Genomic DNA, 18,822 nt, shown 5'->3' on the forward strand with positions numbered 1-18,822 from the left:
GGCGGGGAAATGGGTCAGGATTTGCGCGGTAGGGCGCGGGTTGCGCCGCCGGAAATGCCGCCGTCCACGAGCAGCGTTTGGGCGGTGATGTAGGCGCTGGCGTCGGAGGCAAGAAACACGACGGCGCCGTCGAGGTCGGCGGGCTGGCCGGGGCGCTTGAGCGGGATCCGATCACAGAGGTAATCCACCCACTCCTGATTTTCATACATCACCGCGTTTTGCGCCGTCTTGAACCAGCCGGGAGCGAGGCAGTTGACGGTGATTCCATGCGGGCCCCAGTCGTCGGCCAGGCTCATGGTGAGCTGCTTCACGCCGCCGCGGCTCGCGCCGTAGGGGGCGAGACCGGCGTAGCCCGCCACGCAGGTCACGGACCCGATGTTTATGATCCGGCCGTATCGCCGCGTAATCATGTGGCGCGCGACGGCCTGCGCCACGAAGAAGGTGCCGCGCAGGTTGGTGTCGAGGATGGTGTTCCAGTCGTCCCAAGTGACGTGGAGCGCGGGCTTGCGGATATTGCAGCCGGCGTTGTTCACCAGAATATCAATCCGGCCAAAGTGGGCGACGGCGGCATCGGCCATGGCCGTGATGCTGCGGGGATCGCGCACATCCAGCGCCAGCGGCAGGACGCGGCGGCCCAAAGGCGCCAGTTCGCTGATGAACGGCGCCAGTTTGGCCGCGTCGCGACCCGTGAGCACGAGATCGGCCCCGGCGCGGGCGAGCGCCCGGGCGAAATACTGGCCGAGGCCGCGGGTGGCGCCCGTGACGAGCGCAACCTTGCCGGTGAGGTCGAACAGGGGGGAGTTCATGAGGCAGCGTCGGGGGTGAGAATCACCTTCAGCAGGCCGGGTTCGCGCCGATAGAGCCGGTCGAACCACGCGGGGCCCTCGCGCAACGGGGCGACCGCGCTGAGCAGCGGCTTGGCGGAAATCTTGCCGCGTGCCATCATGTCGAGGCACGCCGGATATTCGCCGGCCGAGGCGCAACTACCGTAGATCGAGAGCTCGCGCGTGACCACCACCTGCAGCGGCAACGGCACTTGAGGCGTGACATTGCCGACCAGCGTGACGCCGCCGCCCTTGCGGGCCGCGCGCAGCGCCAGGTCGACTGTCGCGGCCACGCCGACCGCCTCGAAGACATGATCGAAACCGCGGCCGCCGGTCAGCTTAAGCAGAACGTCAAGCGAGTGGCCGTCGGCGGAATTCACCGCGTCGTCCACCCCGAGGTTCCTGGCTTGCTGCAACCGGTCGTGGGCCGTGTCGACCGCGACGATGCGACCATAGCCCGCCAGGCGGGCGGTTTGCAGGAGGGCCAGCCCGATCATGCCGCAGCCGATGATGAGGGCGGAGTCGTTGAGCTGCGCCGCGTGGCGGCGCACCGCGTGGAAGGCGATAGTGAACGGCTCGATCAGCGCCGCTTCCGCGAAGGACAGATTCTCCGGCAGGCGGTACAGGATGCGCTCGGGGACGACGACGTAGTCGGCGAACGCGCCCGGCTGGCGGTAATCCTCACACGAGACGCCCAGCACGCGGCGATGGTGGCACAGGTTCACCTCGCCCCGGCGGCAGTGCTCACACTGCCCGCAGTAGATCGTGGAGTCGAAAGTCACGCGCTCGTCCGCCTGCCAAGCGGTGACGCCCGGGCCCACGGCCGCAATGGTGCCGGCGGCCTCATGCCCCATCACGATCGGCGGCCGGCGCCGGCCGGTGGAGCCGTCCATGCCGTGGACATCGCTGCCGCAGATGCCGCAGGCCTTGATGGCCACGAGCACCTCACCCGGGCCGGGTTTCGGCGTGGGGATATCCTCCAGATTGAACCTCATCGCGTCGGTCAGGATCAAAGCTTGCATCGGGTGAATCGTGGGTGGCAGGCCGAAGGGCACATCAAGGGTTGACGACAACCGATATATCAAGCGATATATAGTCAATGGGAATCGATTCGATTTAGCTAATTTCGAGTCATGACGACCAATCTCTCTCACCGCAGGCGCATGCGCCTTGTGCCCAAATTTCCCGGTCACATCGCGATTGTGGCCTGGGTGCGCGCGCTGGCCTTGGGGTGGGGTGCGGGGCTACCCGCAGCGGATGCGGTCGAACCGCCCGGGACGCCGGGCGCCACGCTCTGGTACACGGCGCCCGCCGAGAATTGGACGGACGCGCTGCCGCTCGGGAACGGCCGGTTCGCGGCGATGGTGTTTGGTCAGCCAAGATCGGAGCGGGTGGCTCTGAATGAGGACACGCTTACCTCGGGCGAGCCGCCCACCGACTACCGGGCGATCGATATCCGGCCCCGGCTCGCCGAGGTCCGGGAAATGCTGGCAACGGGTCGGAATGCGGAGGCGGACACGCTGATCTCCAAGCACTGGCTCGGCCGAAACCAGCCCTGCTACCAACCCATGGGCGACCTGAGGCTCGATTTTCCCGCGGCGGGCGATCCGATCGGATATCGCCGCTGGCTCGATCTAGCTACGGCCACAACGCATGTGGTGTTCGAGTGCGACGGGGTGCGGCAGGAACGCGAGGCGTTCATCAGTTATCCGGACCGGGCGTTCGTGATGCGCCTCCGGGTCAGCCGGCCGGGCACGCTCGAATTCGGTGTGCGGTTCACGTCGCCACACCCGACGGCCCGGAGCGTTGTCGATGGGGCACGGCTCGTCCTGCGGGGTCAGCTGCCCGGCTACGTGGGTCGCCGCCCGCTCGAGACCGTTGAAGCCTGGGGTGACCAGGCCAAGTACCCGGAGAACTTCACGCCGGACGGCCGGCGCAAGCCGGACGCCGCGCAGGTGCTTTATGGCGCGCCGGTCGAGGGGCGCGGAATGTTTTTCGAGGCCGCGCTCGTCGTGGAGACCGACGGCCGGCTCGCCGCCACGCCGGAGGGCGGCTGGCGCGTTACGGGTGCCACCCAAGCCGTGCTGCGGATCGCGGCCGCCAGCAGTTTCAATGGCTACGATCGCAGCCCCAGCCGCGATGGTGTCGACCCGTCCCGGCGGGTGGAAGAGGACTTGGCGTTGGGGCAGGGCCGGAGCTTCGAGGCGTTGCGGGAGCGGCACGTGGCGGATTATCGAGTCCTATTTGACCGGGTCGCACTGCGTCTGGACGGTTCACCGGAGAAGGCCTCTTTGCCCACCGATGCGCGGGTCGCGGCCTTTCGCGAATCGGAGGACCCGGGTTTGGCGGCGCTGCTGTTCGACTACGGCCGGTACCTTATGATCGCCGGTTCGCGACCCGGCTCGCAGCCGCTCAATCTGCAGGGCAAGTGGAACGATCAGGTGATTCCCCCGTGGGCGAGCAGCTACACCGTGAACATCAACACGGAGATGAACTATTGGCCGGCTGAGGTCACGGGCCTGTCCGAACTGCAGGACCCGCTCTTCGCCATGATGCGCGAGCTCGCGGTCACCGGCGCCACCGCGGCGCGGGACATGTATGGCCACCGCGGCTGGGTCGTGCACCACAACACGTCGCTGTGGCGGGACAGCTTTCCGGTCGACGGCGTGGCTCGCACCTCCTTCTGGAACGGCACGGCGGCCTGGTTGTGCAGCCACCTCTGGGAGCGCTGGCTCTTCACGGGCGACGAAACCTTCCTGCGCGAGACAGCGTATCCGCTGATGCGCGGCGCCGCGCAGTTCTACGCGGACTGGCTCGTGCCTGATGCCGACGGGATGCTAGTCACGCCGGTCAGCACCTCACCGGAGAATGCCTTCATCGCGCTCGATGGTCGCGTCGCGTCGGTCTCCCTGGGATGCACCATGGATCTCGCGCTGATTCGCGAGTTGTTTTCCCGGACCGTGGAGGCGGCGGAGCGGCTGGGTGTGGACCAGGCCTTGACCGCCGAACTGAAGGAAAAGCTGGCGCGGCTCGCCGGCTACCGCATTGGCGCGCGCGGCCAACTGCAGGAATGGCGCGAGGATTATCGTGAGGCTGAACCCGAGCACCGGCACGTGTCGCATCTCTACGGTTTGCACCCGGGCAACCAGATCAACCCCCACGACGCGCCGGCGCTGTACGCCGCCGCCGCCCGCTCGCTCGACCTCCGCGGCGACGAGGCCACGGGCTGGTCAATGGGGTGGAAGATCAACCTCTGGGCGCGGTTGCTCGACGGCGACCGCTCGTACCGGATCATTCGGGGTTTCTTCCATCTAGTCGACCCGGCTGCGGCGGGCATGCGCGGCGGCGGGTTGTATCGCAATCTTTTCGATGCGCACCCGCCATTTCAGATCGATGGCAACTTCGGCTACACGGCCGGCGTAGCCGAAATGCTCCTGCAGAGCCACGCCGGTTTTGTACATCTCCTGCCGGCGCTCCCATCGGCCTGGCCTGGGGGAGAGGTGCGCGGGTTGCGGTCGCGCGGCGGTTTTGTGGTCGATCTGGTTTGGCAGGGTGGGTCCCTCTCGCGGGCTCGCATCCGCTCGACCCTCGGAGGAAACCTTCGCCTGCGTTTGCCTTCGCCCGTCCGCTTGGCGGTGGCGGGATCACAAGTTGCGTCCGGGCTCAATCGCAATCCGCTTTTCCGGACCACGGCGGCAGGCGTCGGTGAAGGGATGTTGGCCGTTCCTCCGACGGTGCCGACCAGTCCTGAATCCTTCACCTTGGATGTGCCCACCGCGCCGGGCGACAGCTTCGAGGTGACGCTCGTGGATGGTCTCGGACTTCAATTTTCATCGGGGAAAGGCGTAAGCTCGGTGATGGCCCCTGTGGGGCTCTGAGGCTTCAACTCATCTGGCCCCGTGATTATCGGCCGTTTGTTGGTGAAAGACGCCCGAAGGGCCGCGTGCCGTCGAGTCAGCGCATCCTTTTAGCCCGGATTCCGTCATTGCACTCGCGTCCCGCTGTGGGGACAGCGGGACTTTCGCGTGCAAGCGGCGATTTATGGCACGGGCGAAAGTCGTCTGCCTTCCGTGATCAACTCGGTAATGCGCGCAGATGACACGACCTTTTCCAGTTGAAGAGGCCTACCTAATGCGAATTCATAGGCTCAGAAAGGCGAGCATGTCTGGTCTTGGCAAAGTCAGTTGAATGCGGTGCGCTTTTCGTCTTCTGATGTCGTTTTCCTTCCTATCCGTCCATGGCCGCACCTTCTGCGGACTGATGGCAGGATTGTCCTTACCTCTGCTGCTCACGGCGGTCGCAGGTTGCCTACGAGCTGAGCGGCCTTTGGCGAGCCTTGAGGTCGCCCAGGCTGTCGCCCAGACCTCGCAGTCCTGTCGCGAATGCCACTTGGAGATCCACGCGGCCTGGTCGCCCACCGATCACGCGCAAGCCAACCGGTCGATCGATCCCGTCCGCGACGCCGAGGCGCTGCGGTTGTTCGCGCTCGCGGCGCCTGACTCGGCGCGGCCGGAGTTGGTGCTGGGCCAGAAGCCCTCGTGGCAGCCGCTGGTGTCCGCTCCCGGCGGCCGGTGGCAGCCGCATGAGCAGGCCTTCGATCCGGCGAAGCGCGAATTCTTCAACGTTTTCGGCGAGGAGAACCGCCGCGCTGGCGAGTGGGGTCATTGGACCGGCCGGGGCATGAACTGGAACTCGATGTGTGCGCACTGCCACATGACGGGTTATCAGCGCCGCTATGATCCCGCCACCGACTCCTACGCCTCCACCTGGGTCGAGCACGGCGTAGGCTGCATCCAGTGTCACGGCCCGACCGCGCCCGGCCACGGCGACAAGAACAAGCCGCCGCCTGCCGGTCCCAAGCCGCCGTTTCACGGCGACCGGACGAAGATGATGCAGACCTGCGCGCCGTGCCATGCGCGCAACGAGAAGCTGACCGAGGACTTCCAACCCGGGGACAATTATCATGACCACTACCGGGTGACGCTGCCGGTCGAGCCGGGAATCTATTATCCCGACGGGCAGCAGCGGGACGAGGACTTCAACTGGACCTCCGTGCTCCTCAGCCGCATGGGCCACGCCGGAGTCACCTGTCTCGACTGTCATGATCCGCACACGACGAAGACGATCCTGCCGACTTCTGACAACCAGTTGTGCCAGCAGTGCCACACTCCGCCGGGGCGGGTGATGACTGGTGGCATTCGGGCTACGCCGATCGATCCGCTGGCGCACTCCCGACACCAGCCCGGGAGCGCGGGTAACAGCTGCGTGGCCTGCCACATGCCGGTCACGACCTACATGCAGCGTTCGCCGCGCCACGATCACGGCTGGCTGAAGCCCGATCCGCTGCTGACGAAGGAGCTCGGCATTCCGAACGCCTGCAGCAAGTGCCATGAAAAGGAGGGGCTGGACTGGGTCATCGCCAAGGCGGACGAATGGCATGGCCCGAAGCTCGACTCCCGGCAGCGGGCGCGGGCGCGGGCCGTCGCCGCCGCCCAAGCGGGGAATACTGAGGCGGCCGAGCGCCTGCTGGCCTTGTTGCACGACGAGGACATCCCCGTCTGGCGGGCGACCTACCTTTCCCTGCTGCCTGGGCTCCCAGACGCGACCGCGGCGCTTCCGGTGGCCGAAGCCGCCTTGAGCGCGGCTGATCCTATGGAACGCGCGGCGGCGGTCCGGTTCTTTTCCGGCCAGGCCGAGGCCTCGCGGCGGTTGACGCCACTGCTCGCCGATCCGGTGCGGTTGGTCCGACTCGATGCAGCCTGGGCCTTGTCGGGCGAATTGCCCCCTGGCTCTGCCATCCGCCGGGAGCTCGACGGCTATCTGAAGCTAACGCTCGATCAACCTGCCGGACGTCTGCGTCTGGGACAGGATCTCGCCAATCGCGGTGATCTGACCGGTGCGGAGAGGGAGATTACTCGGGCGGTGGAATGGGATCCTTATTCGGCCGGCATCCGCGACTCGCAGGGGATGGTGCTGGCCGGTCTGGGCCGGCTCACGGAGGCGGGGAATGCCTTCTACCGCGCCGCGGAACTGGCGGGCTCCGGGCCGGGAGCTCCTATGGCCCTGCGCGCCGGACTGGCCTTTGCCGAGGGCAGCCGTCTGGCTGAGGCGGAGAGCGGGTTCCGGCTGGCGATACGGCTGGATCCGCAGGCTCATCGCGCACGCTACAATCTAGGCCTGCTGCTGGCCCAGGCAAACCGTCTACCGGAAGCCGCGTTGGAGTTGCGCTCAGCCGCGGACACCGCTCCTGGCGAAGCCGACTATCCGTTTGCGCTGGCGACGGTGCTGCTGCGGCAGGGCGACCGGCAGGGAGCCAGCACCGCCGCCGAACGGACGCTGCGGATCGACCCGGCGCATGCCGGTGCCCGGCAGGTGATACAGGAGGTGCGCTAATGTCCGGTCGTTCGGAGTCGTGGTGGTATGCTTGGCTGTGCCCAGACCAGCCTCAGTTTCAGAGACCTGGCCAGCGACTGAGGCCCGGAATAGTTTGAAAATTCATGGATGCCATAACGCATTGGATGAGAAATTTGAGTAAGAGCCACTAACACGCGCGGGACATAATACTTCTCTTCCACGAATGGGAGTAGCACGCCTGACTATGCATTCTGATATCGCAAGGTGACTTGACCCTCTGGATTTATCACCACTCTGCTCGAATCCTGTTGTCCAGGGTATGTGAGTAAACACTCTGATGAACGATTAGGTGACATCCAGGTCGCACTCCCCATCGCAATTTCACGCGCGCACTTTCTACCCAAGGGTCATGTTTATGCGTTTGTGAAGATTCCGATTAAGCCATTCGAGCGCCCTTGCTTAAGACCCGAAATCAAATGCATGCGCGTGCACTGCTGGAGTATATCGACGACCTTGCGTCTACAGGCTACTTCTCAACAAGGAGGCGCACGGGTAGCGTGAGATTGAACTCTTAAATACTATACATGAGTAACCAGAAAGACATAGCTTCAATCGCCAAGGTCTCACAGATGACTGTGTCACTGGCTCTGCGTGACTCGCCAATCATTTCGGAACACACCAAACAGAGAATCCTGGCGGTGGCACGGCAGCTGGAATACCGACCCGATCCGCTTGTTTCGGCCCTGATGAGGCAACGCCGCAGGAAGAATCTGCTTAAAGCGCGGGCGAAGATCGCTTTTCTGCACGACAATCCCAAAGACCCCACCCGTTGGGTCAGCGCAAACTACACAACCGGCTGCTTCAGCGGAGCGCAACAGGTTGCCTACAACCGGGGCTATCTTTTTGAAGCGGTAAACATTTTTGAGAAAGGACTGTCAGGCCGCCGCCTCAGTCAGATACTTTGGACTCAAAACGTGCAGGGCGTCCTCATCGCGCCAATGCCGCTGAGCCCTACGTTGGATTTAGATTGGGAGAAGTTTGCCGTAGTGAGCCTTGATTATTCGCATGCGGCGTTGAATGTCCATCGGGTGATTGACGACCATGCCGCTGGCATTACGGCGATGATGGCGCAACTGGACAGACTGAAATATCAACGGCCCGCGCTGGTAATGCGGGAGTCGGTCGATGATCGGACAAACCACCAACGGTTGGGTGCGTTTCTCGCTCAGCGGACCCGGAAACCGTCATTCGCGGAAATCCCGCCACTGTTCTTCGACGACAACACTTTGACCGAAGAGAAGTTCCTGCGCTGGCTCCGCCGCTACAAGCCGGATGTAATTGTCACCGGAGACTATCAGGTCGTGATCGCCTTGGATAAATGCGGGTTGGCGAATCGCAACAAGATCGGCGTGGCACTCTATTCCAAAGACTCGCGAACGAAATCCTTTAGCGGTCTGCAGATTGATGCGGTTACGGTGGGCGAGGTCGCTGCTCGCCAGCTGATCAGCATGGTGGAGCACAATGAGCGAGGCTTACCTGCCAAACCGACCACCACCTATGTGGATGCCGCGGCCTGGACCGCCGGTAATTCAATGCGGGAGCGCCCTCCCGCCTAAGACGCGGCGCAGATTTGGAAAACCTGACGAGCACACCCAGCTTTTCAATAAAATGGTCCGTGGCATTGCGGACACTATGTTCGCACCCACGCTATCCCTCAACGGCGCGAACCTATTGGTGTCTCCGCTGTTCCCCTTAACCCCGCTTGCTAACAACCGCATCTTCGCGGCGTCTCATTTACCGTTGCTCTATGAAACTAGGACTTGTCTGTGGCCCTGACTCCATCCGGATTGCCCAAAAGCTAAAAGTGGACGGAGTATCCTTCAATGCCAGCGATCTGGCGGCTGAAGGTGGTCAGGAAAAGCTGAGAGCCCTGCGTTCCGTCCAACTCGAACCCTGCCAGATTGCCGCGTATGGCTTCAATCCGTTGCTCACCGATGCGGCGGAGCGATCGAATCAGGAGAAGATACTCGCGGCCGCTATTCCGTTGGTGGCGGCCACAGGCTGCCGCGATCTCGTGATCAACGGTGGCAATCGGCATCCCTCGGGCTATGCGGGCAGCCATCCGGACAATTTCACCGAATCCGTCCTGGACGAGATCGCCGTCAAGTTGGAGCCATGGGTGGCCCTCTGCGAGGCAGCGGGCGTGAACCTCACGATCGAGCCGCATGTGCAATGCGCGATCAACACCCCGGAGCGGTTCCTGCAGTTGAAGAGCCGGCTCTGCTCGAAGCGACTGATGGTCACGCTCGATCTGTGCAATTTCCTGGCGTTCTCGGAATTGTGGCATCCGACGGCCCGGCTGCTGCGAATCTGTGAGCAGCTGCAGGGGCATTACGAGTCGGTGCATCTCAAGAACCTGGGTGCGCAGCCCGGCACGCACATCCATGTGAACGAAGTCCCGTTTCTGGAGGGACACGTTGATTGGGCCCCGGTGTTGAAGGTCATCAAACAGAACTGCCCCCAAGCCTATTTGATTCTCGAGAAGGTGAAAACTGAGTCGGAAGCCGAAATCGGCATCGCCGCGATCCGGCGCATGATTGCCTGAACCCAGCCCTGCATCCCAATCCCATGAAAATCGCCTTACAAGTTGGTACCGCGGGATGGGCTTCCTCATGGGTTCCTTTCTATGAGAAATCGGGGGCCTGGAAACTGGGCGGGGTGGTCAGTCGCTCGCAGGAGGCATTGGACGCTTTCCATCTCAAGCATGGACGGGCGATGCAGAGCTACACCAACTATGCGGAAGCCCTCAAAGGCGATTACGACGCCGTCATCATCTCGGCACCGCACCAAGTTCACGTTCCGTTGGCGATTCAGGCGCTGCGGGCGGGCAAGCGAGTGCTGGTCGAGAAACCGCTTTCGGACAGCTACACCGCAGCCCTGGAATTGGCCAAGGTCGCGCGCGAGACCTCCGGCATGGTCATGGTGTCGCAGAACTTCCGCTACCGGGAACCACTCTGGCAGTTGCGGGCTACCTGCCGCGATTTGGGGCCCATCTCCGCCATGCGGGTGGAGATGATCCAAGAATACGCCGATTATTTGAACAAAGTGGCCAAGAACAACCGGGTGAGTTGCCTGTTGGAAGAGGTGTTTATTCATCAGGCGGACCAAGCGCGGTTCATTGTCGGCGCGAACCCGACCCAGGTATTCACCTCGGCGTGGGCCGATCGTTGGGATGAAAGCGGCCAGGCCAACAACGCCGATGTGCTCGTGGAGTTCTCCAATGGCACCCGCTTCAATTATCATGGATCCTGGTCGACCCGCGGATTCAAAACGACTTGGGCCGGCAGTTGGCGGGTTCGCGCGGAACACGGCACCATCGACTGGGATGGCAGCGAGCAGGGCGGGGTAACCCTCCACCCCCGCAAGGATGCGAGCATCAGCTTGCAGGCTCCGGTCGGTTTTCCTGGCTTCGACCGGATCGGCATCCTACGGGAGCTTGCCGCCGCGATTGATGAGCGGCGCCCGCCTGCCTGCAGTCTCGAAGACAACCTCTGGAGTTTTCGCATCGTGACGGCCGCGGTCATGTCACATGAGCAACGACGGCCGATCGAGATAGCGGAACTGCTCAAATGACGGGTGCTCGCCAGATTCGCGCATCACGGAGCCGAAACTTATGGGTCGATCGCACTGTTGCATACAATCCCGGAATCGACAGCCGGGTCGGAGCTTAGTGACCTCTGGTGCAAAAAGCGGGCTCCGGAGCATTTCCTAAAAACCCAATATTCCATGCTTACTTACACCTACTGGGGCCTGTCGTTGTTCGATATGGCGATGATCATCGTGTATTTTGCCTTGGTCGTTGTCATCGCGGTCCGGACGGCCCGAAAGATGAACAGCCGCGAAGACTACTTCATGGGCGGAAGAAGTTTCGGTAAGTTGATTCAGACTTTTGCAGCCTTCGGCCAAGCCACCTCGGTCGAGCATGTTTCCACAACCACCACCATGGTTAACACCAATGGGGCCTCGGGGATCTGGGCGATGTTGGCCGGAGGATTGATGAACCTGCCGGTGTTTTGGATGACCTCGATTTGGTACCGGCGTTTAAGACTGCTCACGCTGGGGGACTTCTTTGAGGAGCGATATGGTTCCAAGCGGATGGCGGCCTTCTATGCGGCCTGCCAGTCAATCTACTTTGTATTGATCGCGGCCATCGGGTTTATGGCTATGGCCAAAACCGTTTCGGCCATCGCATCCAAGCCCGTCGCGGAACTGACCTCAATCGAACGCGTGGAGTATGAAATGGCGGTGGAGCGGGAGTCCCTGGAGGCGGGGGATTTTTCTTTGCTGACCGGAGAGCAAAAGGCGCGGCTGCAGGAGCTACAGACGTTGAACCCGAAGAAGGAATACTCCCATTTCAACCAAAACTGGCTCATCATCATCGTGGCGGTGGCGTCCTTCATCTATGCGAGCAAAGGTGGGCTGACGGCCGCCTTCATGGTCGATCTCGTGCAGGGGATCTTCATCATCATTCTGTCGCTGATGCTGATACCCTTCGCGATGGCGAAGATAAACTTGCTCTTCGGGGGCAACGGGATTCTCGGCGCGTTTGCGACGATGCACCAGGTGTTGCCGGATTCGTTCATGCAGATTTGGGGTTCACCAAGCCTGATTGAGTTTTCCTGGTTCTGGATTGCGGGCTTTTCCATCATGATTGTCATCACCACCGCGGTTCAGGCCAACCAGATGACGGCCTGCGGCTCGGCGAAAAGCGATTACGTCGCCCGCTACGGGTTTGTGGCCGGCGTGCTGCTCAAGCGCTACTCGAATGTCATGTGGGGGGTCGTCGCGCTGATGACCGTCGTGCTCTACGGAAATTCCATCTCCGACCCTGATTACGCGTGGGGGCTGGCGACCCGTGACTTGCTGGGCCCGGTGAACCTGGGGCTGGTCGGCTTGATGATCGCCTGCCTGATCGCCGCATTGATGTCCTCGGTTTCGGCTTTCATGCTGACGGCGGCGGCGCTGATCACGAACAACCTTTACCGCCCGTTTCGGCCGCGGTGTTCCGAAGATCACTATGTTTGGGTCGGCAGGATTTTCAGCGCCGTGTACATGTTGGTTTCCGTTTACGTCGCCGCGCAATCCAAGGGGCTGTTCGAACTCTTCAAGATGACGATGATGTTCAATAGTATCCTCGCGGCGGCCTTTTGGATGGGGATGCTCTGGCGTCGGTCCAACCGCGCGGGTGCCTGGGCCTCGATGGTGTTCATGTTTGTCGCCACGGTCGTTCTGCCTTTCGGCCTGCCGTTGCTGCCGGGAATCCGCGATTCGGCGTATCTGAGCAAGACCACGCAGGCCCTGACCGTCACCCGGACCTATACGGCCCGGGCCATGGATGTCAGTGAACGTGATCGCGCGATTGCCTCGTGGGATAAGGCCAAGGCCAGCGGTCAGGCGAAGGGCGAACGGCCCGCCATGCTGCGCGCCGGGGAAAAGTATGAGAAGAGCGTCCTGTTGCCCAAGAAGTCGGTTTTCTGGAGCGATGGGCTTTCTGTCTCTGAAGGTAAGGTTTCCGGGCGAGGGTATCTGAAAGTCGAACTGGTGGTGTTAAACCGCCTCGGCTGGGACCTGGGCCGCAATTCGTATTCGCTGAACGAAACACTGACCTTCGTTTTTCGCATCATCCCGCCCTTCCTGATTCTCATGCTGGTCGCCTACCTGACGACGCCCGAGGCCAAGGAGCTGCTGGACCAGTTTTATGGCAAAATGCGCACTCCGGTGCTCGGGCACTCACCGGAGGAGGATGAACAGGCGATGGAGCTCACCCGGGCGGATCCGAACCGCTTCAATCACCTGAAGATGTTTCCAAATTCGAATTGGGAATTCCGTCGGTGGAACCGCGAGGACTGGACCGGCGTGCTCGGTTCAATCGGCGCCGCGGTGAGCGTGGTGCTCTTGTTGATGTTTGTGGTGAGCCTTGGCCGCTAGCCCGAACCTTTCACACCTGCTGGTGTGAAAGGTTCACCCTGTCGGGCCGACTCTATCCGGGCTAGGGTGGGGCGCTGGCCAACCAAACCGATCGCCACCGGACAACGGCGCCGACCTTCGCAATCAGGCGCGACCCCACTGGGCCAATCGGTCCACGCCGCGGCGTAAAGACTCGAACGGCTCATAGTTGAAGCGGTCCTGCTCCAGGATCAGCCATTCGGCTACAGCCACGGCATCGATCGCGGCAAACACCTTGGGGTAATCGACGGGACCATATCCAATCTCGGCCTCATCGCGCAGGTGAATGAGCGGGCATCGTGCACCCTGCTCCAGGAGAAAACGGGCGGGGTCGTAGCCTGCATGGTGGAGCCAATAGACGTCGGGCTCCATCGCCAGCAGGCGAGGGGGCGCGGCGCCGAGAATCCAGCTCAGAACCGACCGACCATCGTGCACCGCCAGTTCCGCATCATGATTATGGAAACTGAACTGCAGTCCGACCGCCCGGAGATTGGCGCCGAATTCTGCCATGCGCAGGCCGATGCGTTCGCAGGCCGCAGCGGACACATAGTGCGTGCGGGGCCAGAAGGCGCAGGTCACATGCTTCGAGCCCAAGGTCAGCGCGTCATCGATGATCTGGTTGATTTCGCCGAGTTTGGCCGGGTTGATGTGCATGCCCGCCACGCGAAGGCCGGATGCATCCAAGGCGGCTTTGGTTCCGCGTGCGTCCAATCCGCCGTAGCCCGCGAGCTCGACGCCCTTGAATCCGAGCGCGGCCACTTTGGCGGCGGTGGCGGCGAAGTCTTTGGCCACGGAGTCCTTGACCGACCAAAGCTGCAAGGCCAGCGGCACGGGGCGCAAGGGGGGGGTAAGCGACATGCGCGCGGTGCTAGCGCGCATCCGGGAGGTGGCAATCGCCGGGAAGTTGTTATTGAAAAGTTGGGAGCTGGCGGATGCAGACGATTGCCATTGCCACGGCAGGGCGACCGCGGGGACGCTGCGCGCGATGGAATACCGCCCCTTCGGCCGCACTGGTCTGCAAGTTTCCCCCTTGGCACTCGGTTGCATGATGTTTGGCGGAGAAACGAACCAAGTCGACACCTGCGCGATCATGGCTCGGGCGCTCGACCACGGCATCAATGTTCTGGACACGGCCAATGTCTATCAAGGCGGCCGCAGCGAAGAGTTTGTCGGCGAGGCCCTGCGCCGGAATGGGCGGCGTGCCCAGGTCATACTCTGCTCCAAGGTAAACGGCATGGTGCAGCCGGGTGATCCGAACATGCGCGGGAGTTCCCGTCGGCACATCATCCAACAGTGCGAGGCGAGCCTCCGCCGATTGCAGACTGACTATCTCGATCTGTACCAGCTGCACCGTCCGGATCCCACGACTCCCATTGAGGAATCGCTCGGGGCCATGGATGATCTGGTGCGGTCCGGCAAAGTGCGGTATGTTGGTACCAGCAACTTCGGAGCCTGGGAGGTGGTCGAAACCCTGTGGTGCGCCGAGGCAAGACGCCTCACCCGGATCGCTTGCGAACAACCGCCGTATAATCTGCTCGACCGGCGAATTGAGCGTGAGCTGGTTCCCGCCTGCCAGACATTCGGCGTCGCGCTGATGCCATGGAGCCCGCTGGCCGGGGGCTTGTTGACCGGGAAGTATTCCAACGTGCAGGAGATCCCGCCTGGAACGCGATTTGCCGCGATGGCGACGAATCCCATCACCGCGAGCCGCTGGACGGAGGCGTCGCTTGCCCGGATCACTGCGCTCAAGCCGCTCGCCGTCGCCAAAGGGTTGACGCTTTCCCGGTTTGCGTTGGCCTGGGTCCTCCAGCAGCCAGGAGTCAGCACGGTGCTGGTGGGGCCACGCACGCGAGATCAGTTCGACGATTACCTGACCGCCTTGGCGATTCGCTTTTCCGACGAGGAATTGAAGGAGATCAATGCGATCGTGCCTCCGGGATCACACACGTCGCCCTATTACGAGGGTGGATTCAGGCCGCATGTGCGCTAGCCCGGTCGCTTGATCAAACCAGGGTCTGGCGCGGGCGGAGGCGTTGGCCGACCCGGCGTCGGGAGGGGATTTTCCGTGCCGGCCGCCGAAGCGGGCGTGGATTGGTGGGCGCCTTCACGCGGCGACAGCGGAGAAATGGGAGCGCCGCAGCCGAGGCCCGGCCCGGATCATTGTTTTAGTTTTCGATAATATCATTGACTGATTTGCCATAGGGAGTGGCCGGCCGCATTCGCTTGGAGTCAGTTCGATAACCCCCACTACCCCTATGAACCTATCCTCCCGTCGTTTCGTTCCCTTGCGTTTGCTATTCGCGTGCTTCCCGCTCGCTGTTTTCGCCCAAAAGGCGCCTGAGAAACCGGCCACCGCTGCGACCCAGACTGAAATGGAGGTCACGCTGCCAGCATTCACGGTTGGTGCCGACACGATTTCGCGGTATCAGGCGGATGAGGCGACATCCGCAGCCCGCGTGCGCACGAATTTGTTTAGCTCGTCCTCCACGGTGAGCGTCCTGACCCCGGAGTTCCTGCGCGACACGGGCCCGGGTAAAGTCCTCGATGCGCTCAAGTTCGTTCCGGGTATCGCCGAGTCGACTCAACCGGTGGGCGGCGACCGCATGGCGGTGCGCGGCTTCCAGACCGACGGGCAGATCATGGACGGCTTCGCGCGCACCGGCCCCTACAACCATCTCGAACCCTACCTGATTAACAGCGTTGAAATCGTCAAGGGACCCAACGCGATTTTGAACCCATCAGGTCAGCCGGGTGGCACGGTCAACTACGTCAGCAAGAAGGCCGAGTTTGCCGATCGCGGCGAGGTGATCATGCAAGTTGGCCAGTATGATGCCAACAAGGTGATGTTGGATATCAATCGCCAGGTGAACAAGAACGTCGCCATTCGGTTGGTGGGCGCCGCCATCCGGGATCGCGGATACTACGACAATCCCAATCGCTCCTATAATTTCATGCCGAGCGCCACGTTTCGTTGGGGACGGACCCAGACGCTGACGCTCCAGGGAATTTTCCAGAAGACCAAACGCACGTTTGTTGGCGGTGTGCCGATTTCTCCGCTGGCCAGTCCGACCAATGTCACGACCAAGCTCTGGCCGGGCATTACCGGGGACCGGAAGGTCTACGCGGATGACAACAATCCCCGCAACGAACACGGCGAGCACTACCAGTTCCTCTATTCCGGTCGCATTAGCGATCGCCTCAGCGTCCGCGTCGCCGGTCACTTCCTGAATGACGGGCATGATGCGATTCAATATTCGAACAACTCGGCGAACGTTAACGGCCAGCCGGTGCTCACTGCGGCCTACATCAATCCGTTCACCGGCGTATTCGATCCGACCCAATATTGGGGTGGGGCGCCGACCTTTACGGCCACACCGGCGCCGACACCGAGCAACATTTTCAATCGCAGCTCCTTCTCGGACTTCACCACGACGAAGCAGTATGACTTTCAGAATGACTATGCCTATGAGCTGAAGGGCGAGAAATACTCCAGCACCACCACGGTCGGATTCTCTTGGCTGAAGAACAAAGCCGACTACAAGAACGGAAACTTCAGCATTCCGGCGTACAACATCCTGGATCCGTTGGTTTACGTTGCGCCGGTGGACAATGGCGTTTCGAACGCCGGCAAGCGCAAGACCAGCGTCACCCAGATGTATCTGATGGAAAACCTTTCGATTCTATCTGATCGCGTGATCTTGACGGGCGGCTTGTCCAACAACGTCTACCGGTCGCGTATTGCCAGCGTGACGAAGAACGGCGTCAAAGCCGTCAGCCAGACAGAGCTGTTTCCGTCCTACGGCGTGGTGGTCAAGGCGGCGGACGATCTGGTGGTCTACTATGGCCACTCGGAGAGTGCCGCGATGAATCCGCCCGATGTCGGCTCGACCAATCCGCTGCTCCAAATTGGCCGGCAGTGGGAGGCGGGTGTGCGTTATCGGTTCCTCAAGAACAAGGCCACGGTCACGGCCGGTTACTTTGATGTCGCGCAGAGCAACGTTTCGGTGCCCAACCCCGCGAACCTCTTGTTTCCTGCTCCCGTTCCCCCGTTGCCCGGCCTCCTCTCGGATCGCACGGCCCGCGGGTGGGAGTATTCGCTGAACATGGAGTTGAATGACGAGATCTCGGTTATCGCCAATTACACGACCTTTCGCAATCGCGACGTAAACGGGTCGCCGATTCGTGGCACGGCGGAAAAGTCGGCGGCCGTCTGGGCCAAGTACACGGCGGCCAAGGACTCCAGTCTTGCCGGTTTTGGTGCGGGTTTGGGTATCTCCCACTCCGGTCAGCGGGCCGGTGATTCCCAGACCGGTTTCGCGCAGGCGAGTGTGATTGCCGGAAAGCCGGTCATCAAACAGCCGACGTTCTTCCTGCCCTCCTTTGTCCGTGTGGATCTGGCCCTGTCTTATCGCTTCAACAAGAGCTGGAGCACTTACGCCTTCGTCGAAAACATTCTGGACGAGACCTATCTCGCCGGATCGTTGAACCGGAACTCAGTAGTCGTGGGCATTCCGCGCAATATCAAGGCCAGCCTGACCTACTCCTTCTGAAAACGTCCGACGCTTATACAAGAATCATAACATGACCGCAAAGAAACTCAGGGTTGGGGTGGTTGGACTCGGCATCGGCCGGGGACAAGTTGAGTGCTTTCAACTGGACGAGCGGGTTACCCTCGCCGCGATCGGTGAGAACGCCCTCAAGCTCAGGCGCGACGGCATGGCAACCGACGCGTTTGTGGCGACGACGGGTGCCAAGCTCTATCGCGACGCCGTGGAAATGATCAACTCTGGGGACATCGATGCGGTCAGCCTGGCCGTCACGCCCAAGCACCGCCTCGTGCTCCTTGAGGCGGCGGCCCGGAAGGGCCTGCCGGTCCTGATGGAAAAGCCCATGGCGGCGAATCTTGACGATGCGATCGCCATGGCGCGCATCGTCAAGAAGTCGGGCATCTTTTTCATGATGGAGTACCCGATGCGCTACATGCCGCCGATGGTTAAGCTGCGTGAGTTGATCGATACCGGGGTCGTGGGTCCGGTGCTCTCGCTGAATGCGGAATTGCAGACAGGTTGGAATCCGCCGGAAGGGCACTGGGCTTGGGATCCGGCGAATGGCAACGGACTGCTAAACGAGGCCATCATCCATCTGTATGATTCGGCGAACTTCGTCTGTGGTAAGCCGGTGGAAGTGTACGCCGTGGGGCGCCACTATTTTGGCACGACTCAACTCGAAGATTCCGCCGTTCTTACGATCAGGTATGAAAATGGCTCGGTGGCGGTCTTGAATGGCGGGGGTCTCGGCACCAACGCCATGGCGGCCGAACCGATGTCGATGCATGTGTTTGGTCGAAACGGCGAGGCCATCGTCACCGGCCGGGATTGGCAGTACAAGGCGATCAATTTCGCCACCCGTACGGACAAGGCGCCCAGCTCCCAATCCTGGGAGACCCCGCCACGATTCCAGCTGATGCGTTATAACCTCCGTGAGTTTGTCTCCTGCATCCTTGAAAAGCGGGCCACTGCGTGTGGGTTGGAGGCCGCCTTGCAGGCCCAATGCGTGGTTGAGGCCATGAAGGAATCCATCCGAACCGGGCAAGTCGCGAAAGTGCGATCCGTGGCCGAGTTCATCTCGTAAGCCGGCA

12 protein-coding genes are annotated in these 18,822 nt (G+C 61.9%); 9 read left to right on the forward strand and 3 right to left on the reverse strand.

Annotated elements, in window-relative coordinates; genetic code table 11:
• Positions 1–14: 14 nt before the first annotated feature.
• Both ESB00_RS08510 and ESB00_RS08515 read right to left on the reverse strand, forming a co-directional pair.
• Positions 15–806 carry an SDR family NAD(P)-dependent oxidoreductase gene (locus tag ESB00_RS08510; protein ID WP_129047274.1) on the reverse strand — a complete coding sequence of 264 codons (792 nt, stop codon included), beginning with the start codon at positions 804–806 and terminating at the stop codon, positions 15–17.
• Positions 803–1,846: a galactitol-1-phosphate 5-dehydrogenase gene (locus ESB00_RS08515; RefSeq protein ID WP_129047275.1), complete on the reverse strand. Its 1,044-nt coding sequence runs from the start codon at positions 1,844–1,846 to the stop codon at positions 803–805. Before ESB00_RS08515 ends, ESB00_RS08510 begins: the two co-directional genes overlap by 4 nt.
• Positions 1,847–1,957: 111 nt before the next feature.
• Here ESB00_RS08515 and ESB00_RS08520 point away from each other — a divergent pair, with 111 nt between their 5' ends.
• The 6 genes from ESB00_RS08520 (at position 1,958) to ESB00_RS08545 (ending at position 13,166) form a co-directional block, all read left to right on the forward strand.
• Entirely contained in the window at positions 1,958–4,702 is a 2,745-nt protein-coding gene (locus ESB00_RS08520) for a glycoside hydrolase family 95 protein (protein WP_129047276.1), read from the forward strand.
• A 334-nt stretch (positions 4,703–5,036) separates the two neighbouring features.
• Positions 5,037–7,217, forward strand: coding sequence for a tetratricopeptide repeat protein (locus tag ESB00_RS08525; protein ID WP_164976102.1), 2,181 nt, complete (start codon positions 5,037–5,039; stop codon positions 7,215–7,217).
• A 545-nt stretch (positions 7,218–7,762) separates the two neighbouring features.
• Positions 7,763–8,794, forward strand: a complete 1,032-nt coding sequence (locus tag ESB00_RS08530) for a LacI family DNA-binding transcriptional regulator (RefSeq protein ID WP_129047278.1) — start codon at positions 7,763–7,765, stop codon at positions 8,792–8,794.
• Between the two features lie 191 nt (positions 8,795–8,985).
• A complete protein-coding gene (locus ESB00_RS08535; protein WP_129047279.1) occupies positions 8,986–9,783 on the forward strand; it encodes a sugar phosphate isomerase/epimerase family protein in 798 nt (265 codons plus the stop codon).
• A gap of 23 nt (positions 9,784–9,806) precedes the next feature.
• The gene (locus tag ESB00_RS08540; RefSeq protein ID WP_129047280.1) at positions 9,807–10,811 is read left to right on the forward strand and encodes a Gfo/Idh/MocA family protein; all 1,005 of its coding nucleotides are present in this window, start codon (positions 9,807–9,809) and stop codon (positions 10,809–10,811) included.
• Between the two features lie 153 nt (positions 10,812–10,964).
• The gene (locus ESB00_RS08545; protein WP_129047281.1) at positions 10,965–13,166 is read left to right on the forward strand and encodes a sodium:solute symporter family protein; all 2,202 of its coding nucleotides are present in this window, start codon (positions 10,965–10,967) and stop codon (positions 13,164–13,166) included.
• Between the two features lie 123 nt (positions 13,167–13,289).
• On the opposite strand, the gene ESB00_RS08550 is transcribed toward ESB00_RS08545, so the two are convergent.
• Complete coding sequence (locus ESB00_RS08550) at positions 13,290–14,042, reverse strand: sugar phosphate isomerase/epimerase family protein (protein ID WP_164976103.1); 753 nt, start codon at positions 14,040–14,042, stop codon at positions 13,290–13,292.
• Here ESB00_RS08550 and ESB00_RS08555 point away from each other — a divergent pair.
• From ESB00_RS08555 to ESB00_RS08565, 3 genes are all read left to right on the forward strand, one after another.
• Entirely contained in the window at positions 14,041–15,174 is a 1,134-nt protein-coding gene (locus tag ESB00_RS08555) for an aldo/keto reductase (RefSeq protein ID WP_246026437.1), read from the forward strand. The genes ESB00_RS08550 and ESB00_RS08555 overlap by 2 nt on opposite strands.
• 265 nt (positions 15,175–15,439) lie before the next feature.
• A complete protein-coding gene (locus tag ESB00_RS08560; protein WP_129047283.1) occupies positions 15,440–17,734 on the forward strand; it encodes a TonB-dependent siderophore receptor in 2,295 nt (764 codons plus the stop codon).
• Between the two features lie 31 nt (positions 17,735–17,765).
• Complete coding sequence (locus ESB00_RS08565) at positions 17,766–18,815, forward strand: Gfo/Idh/MocA family protein (RefSeq protein ID WP_129047284.1); 1,050 nt, start codon at positions 17,766–17,768, stop codon at positions 18,813–18,815.
• Positions 18,816–18,822 lie beyond the last annotated feature (7 nt).

The sequence above is a fragment of the Oleiharenicola lentus genome, assembly GCF_004118375.1.
Classification (GTDB): domain Bacteria; phylum Verrucomicrobiota; class Verrucomicrobiia; order Opitutales; family Opitutaceae; genus Lacunisphaera; species Lacunisphaera lenta.

Coding starts and splice junctions, on each gene's coding strand:
- ESB00_RS08535 (WP_129047279.1), top strand. CDS start 8,986: ATGAAACTAGGACTTGTCTGTGGCCCTGACTCCATCCGGATTGCCCAA.
- ESB00_RS08545 (WP_129047281.1), top strand. CDS start 10,965: ATGCTTACTTACACCTACTGGGGCCTGTCGTTGTTCGATATGGCGATG.
- ESB00_RS08525 (WP_164976102.1), top strand. CDS start 5,037: ATGTCGTTTTCCTTCCTATCCGTCCATGGCCGCACCTTCTGCGGACTG.
- ESB00_RS08510 (WP_129047274.1), bottom strand. CDS start 806: ATGAACTCCCCCCTGTTCGACCTCACCGGCAAGGTTGCGCTCGTCACG.
- ESB00_RS08550 (WP_164976103.1), bottom strand. CDS start 14,042: ATGTCGCTTACCCCCCCCTTGCGCCCCGTGCCGCTGGCCTTGCAGCTT.
- ESB00_RS08530 (WP_129047278.1), top strand. CDS start 7,763: ATGAGTAACCAGAAAGACATAGCTTCAATCGCCAAGGTCTCACAGATG.
- ESB00_RS08520 (WP_129047276.1), top strand. CDS start 1,958: ATGACGACCAATCTCTCTCACCGCAGGCGCATGCGCCTTGTGCCCAAA.
- ESB00_RS08515 (WP_129047275.1), bottom strand. CDS start 1,846: ATGCAAGCTTTGATCCTGACCGACGCGATGAGGTTCAATCTGGAGGAT.
- ESB00_RS08560 (WP_129047283.1), top strand. CDS start 15,440: ATGAACCTATCCTCCCGTCGTTTCGTTCCCTTGCGTTTGCTATTCGCG.
- ESB00_RS08555 (WP_246026437.1), top strand. CDS start 14,041: ATGCGCGCGGTGCTAGCGCGCATCCGGGAGGTGGCAATCGCCGGGAAG.
- ESB00_RS08565 (WP_129047284.1), top strand. CDS start 17,766: ATGACCGCAAAGAAACTCAGGGTTGGGGTGGTTGGACTCGGCATCGGC.
- ESB00_RS08540 (WP_129047280.1), top strand. CDS start 9,807: ATGAAAATCGCCTTACAAGTTGGTACCGCGGGATGGGCTTCCTCATGG.